5 protein-coding genes are annotated in these 2,978 nt (G+C 57.2%); all 5 read right to left on the bottom strand.

Annotated features, from left to right (window positions below; genetic code table 11):
- A partial coding sequence (rlmN, locus tag AC1DLB_RS26485; protein WP_477785955.1) for a dual-specificity RNA methyltransferase RlmN occupies positions 1 to 751 on the bottom strand: 751 nt, incomplete at its 3' end.
- A gap of 28 nt (positions 752 to 779) precedes the next feature.
- Positions 780 to 1,205 carry a nucleoside-diphosphate kinase gene (gene ndk, locus AC1DLB_RS26490; RefSeq protein WP_018927065.1) on the bottom strand — a complete coding sequence of 142 codons (426 nt, stop codon included), beginning with the start codon at positions 1,203 to 1,205 and terminating at the stop codon, positions 780 to 782.
- A gap of 92 nt (positions 1,206 to 1,297) precedes the next feature.
- Positions 1,298 to 1,498, bottom strand: a complete 201-nt coding sequence (gene iscX / locus AC1DLB_RS26495; protein ID WP_007941386.1) for a Fe-S cluster assembly protein IscX — start codon at positions 1,496 to 1,498, stop codon at positions 1,298 to 1,300.
- A gap of 14 nt (positions 1,499 to 1,512) precedes the next feature.
- Positions 1,513 to 1,854: an ISC system 2Fe-2S type ferredoxin gene (gene fdx, locus AC1DLB_RS26500; RefSeq protein WP_018927066.1), complete on the bottom strand. Its 342-nt coding sequence runs from the start codon at positions 1,852 to 1,854 to the stop codon at positions 1,513 to 1,515.
- Positions 1,855 to 1,857: 3 nt separating this feature from the next.
- Positions 1,858 to 2,978 (bottom strand): Hsp70 family protein (locus tag AC1DLB_RS26505; protein WP_477785956.1); only part of this gene is annotated, 1,121 nt, incomplete at its 5' end.

Consider the following 2,978-nt stretch of genomic DNA (forward strand, 5'->3'; position numbering starts at 1 on the left):
ATTCCAGCAGCATCTTAAGCGGATACTTCTTGTTGATCGGCACCAATTGGTTACGCAATGCGTCATTTGGTGCGTGCAGGGACAACGCCAGGGAAACATCGATGTGCTTGGACAGCTCATCGATCATYGGCACCACACCCGAAGTCGACAGGGTTACGCGGCGCTTGGAGATGCCATAGCCCAGGTCATCCATCATCAGATGCATGGCGGCCACGACGTTGTCGAAGTTCAGCAGCGGCTCACCCATGCCCATCATCACCACGTTGGTGATGGCACGGTCGACGGTTGCCGGGACGCTGCCAAAGGATTTGTTGGCAATCCACACCTGGCCGATGACTTCCGCGGCGGTGAGGTTGCTATTGAAACCTTGCTTGCCGGTGGAGCAGAAACTGCAGTCCAGGGCACAGCCTGCCTGGGACGAAACGCACAAGGTGCCGCGTTTGCCCTGGGGAATGTAAACGGTCTCGACGCAGCTGCCGGACGCCACGCGCACCACCCACTTACGGGTACCGTCGCTGGAGATGTCCTCGCTGACCACTTCCGGACCACGAATTTCAGCAACAGCCTTGAGCTTTTCACGCAAGGCCTTGCTGACGTTCGTCATGGCGTCGAAATCATCGACGCCAAAGTGGTGAATCCATTTCATTACCTGACCGGCACGGAAACGCTTCTCCCCGATCGAGTCGAAGAATTTTTCCATTTCCTGTTGAGTCAGACCCAGCAGGTTGGTTTTTACAGTCGATGTAGTCATGGATTCACCTTCACTCTTAAGCCAATGCTTAGCGAGTGGTTACTTCAGTAGCTGCGAAGAAGTACGAGATTTCGCGAGCAGCAGCGGCTTCGGAGTCCGAACCGTGTACAGCGTTGGCGTCGATGGAATCAGCGAAGTCAGCGCGGATGGTGCCAGGAGCAGCTTCTTTAGGGTTGGTAGCGCCCATCAGCTCACGGTTCAGAGCGATAGCGTTTTCGCCTTCCAGAACCTGAACGACAACCGGACCGGAAATCATGAAAGCAACCAGGTCGTTGAAGAAACCACGAGCGCTGTGCTCAGCGTAGAAGCCTTCAGCTTCGGCTTTGGACAGTTGCTTCAGTTTCGAAGCTACAACGCGCAGGCCTGCTTTTTCGAAACGAGTGGTGATCTCGCCGATGACATTTTTAGCAACAGCGTCAGGCTTGATGATGGAGAAAGTACGTTGAACAGCCATGGTGTAACTCCAGAAACGGTAATTTGCGAAAAATTAAACCCGCGAATTATACGCGGGTTCTTTGGTATTGCCTAACTGCGTACGGTGCAGACTCAGTCTGCTTCTTCGATCCAGGCGGCCTGAATGGCTTCAAGCACCTTCTCGCCACCGCGTGTCGGATCATCACTGAACTCCGGCAATGCCAGCACCCACTGGTGCAGATCGACGAAGTTCACGTAACGCGGGTCCACATCCGGCTTTGACTCAGCCAGCTGGATCGCGATTTCCAGCACATCAACCCATTTCAGGCTCATGAAAGTTCCTTGAATCAGTGCGGCGCTTCGGCGGCATGGTTGAGCGAGTACTTCGGAATTTCGACGGTCAGGTCTTCAGTCCCGACTTTTGCCTGACAGGCCAGACGCGACTGGGCTTCCAGCCCCCAAGCCTTATCAAGATAGTCTTCCTCCAGCTCATCAGCCTCTTCCAGCGAGTCGAAACCCTCACGAATGATGCAGTGACAAGTGGTGCACGCGCAGACGCCGCCACAGGCGCTTTCCATCTCGATATGGTGTTCATGGGCCAGCTCGAGAATGGATATGCCGGGCTCAGCCTCCACAACCATGCCTTCCGGGCAAAACTTCTCGTGTGGCAGAAAAATGACCTGCGGCATCAATTATTCCTCGATTTCATTCAGATTGCGCCCCGCCAGAGCGGCTTTCACCGTCGAGTCCAGGCGGCGGGCAGCAAAGGCATCGGTCACTTGCGACAGATGTTTGGTCTGCTGCTCAATGGCGTAACCATCGGTGCCTTTCATCAATTCGGTCAGTTCCTGCATCTGCAATTCGATGACCATGCGCTCTTCGGCGTCGAGCAAGCGTTCGCCGTCGACATCCAGAGCACCCTGCACTGCTTCGATCAGGCGCTGGGCATCGACCTGCTGTTCACGCAATACGCGGGCAACCTTGTCGTCATTGGCGTGCTGGAACGAATCCTTGAGCATTTTGGCGATTTCGCCGTCGGTCAGGCCGTAGGACGGTTTGACCTGAATGCTGGCTTCGACACCCGAACCCAATTCGCGGGCCGAGACACTGAGCAGACCGTCGGCATCGACCTGGAAGGTCACGCGAATTTTCGCCGCACCAGCAACCATCGCTGGAATACCGCGCAATTCGAAGCGTGCCAGGGAGCGGCAGTCGCTGATCAACTCACGCTCGCCCTGCAATACGTGGATCGCCATGGCCGACTGGCCGTCTTTATAAGTGGTGAAGTCCTGGGCCCGGGCGACAGGGATGGTGGTGTTGCGCGGAATCACCTTCTCCATCAGGCCGCCCATGGTTTCCAGCCCCWGGGACAACGGAATCACGTCGAGCAACAACAGTTCGCCGCCGTCACGCTTATTGCCAGCCAGGGTATCGGCCTGGATCGCGGCACCGATGGCCACGACTTGGTCCGGGTCGATTTCGGTCAGCGGTTCGCGACCGAAGGCTTGCGCAACGGCTTCGCGAACGCGCGGTACGCGAGTCGAGCCGCCGACCATGACCACCGCATGAACGTCTTCCAGCTCAATGCCGGAATCACGCACCGCGCGACGACAGGCTTTCAGGCTGCGGGCAACCATCGGCTCGATCAGCGCATTGAACGCTTCACGGGTCAGCCCCGCCTTCCAGTCGCCATATGCGACTTCGACGGACGAGGCACTAGTCAGGGCTTCTTTGGCCGCACACGCGGTTTGCAGCAGATTGCGCTGCTCGCCCGGATCGAGGTCGGCCGACAGACCGGCACTCTCGATGATCC

The sequence above is a fragment of the Pseudomonas sp. 05N434 genome, from assembly GCF_056396965.1.

What these genes read in the sequence shown, in the direction of transcription:
- ndk (WP_018927065.1), bottom strand. Translation starts at nt 1,205, where the DNA reads ATGGCTGTTCAACGTACTTTCTCCATCATCAAGCCTGACGCTGTTGCT.
- iscX (WP_007941386.1), bottom strand. Translation starts at nt 1,498, where the DNA reads ATGAGCCTGAAATGGGTTGATGTGCTGGAAATCGCGATCCAGCTGGCT.
- fdx (WP_018927066.1), bottom strand. Translation starts at nt 1,854, where the DNA reads ATGCCGCAGGTCATTTTTCTGCCACACGAGAAGTTTTGCCCGGAAGGC.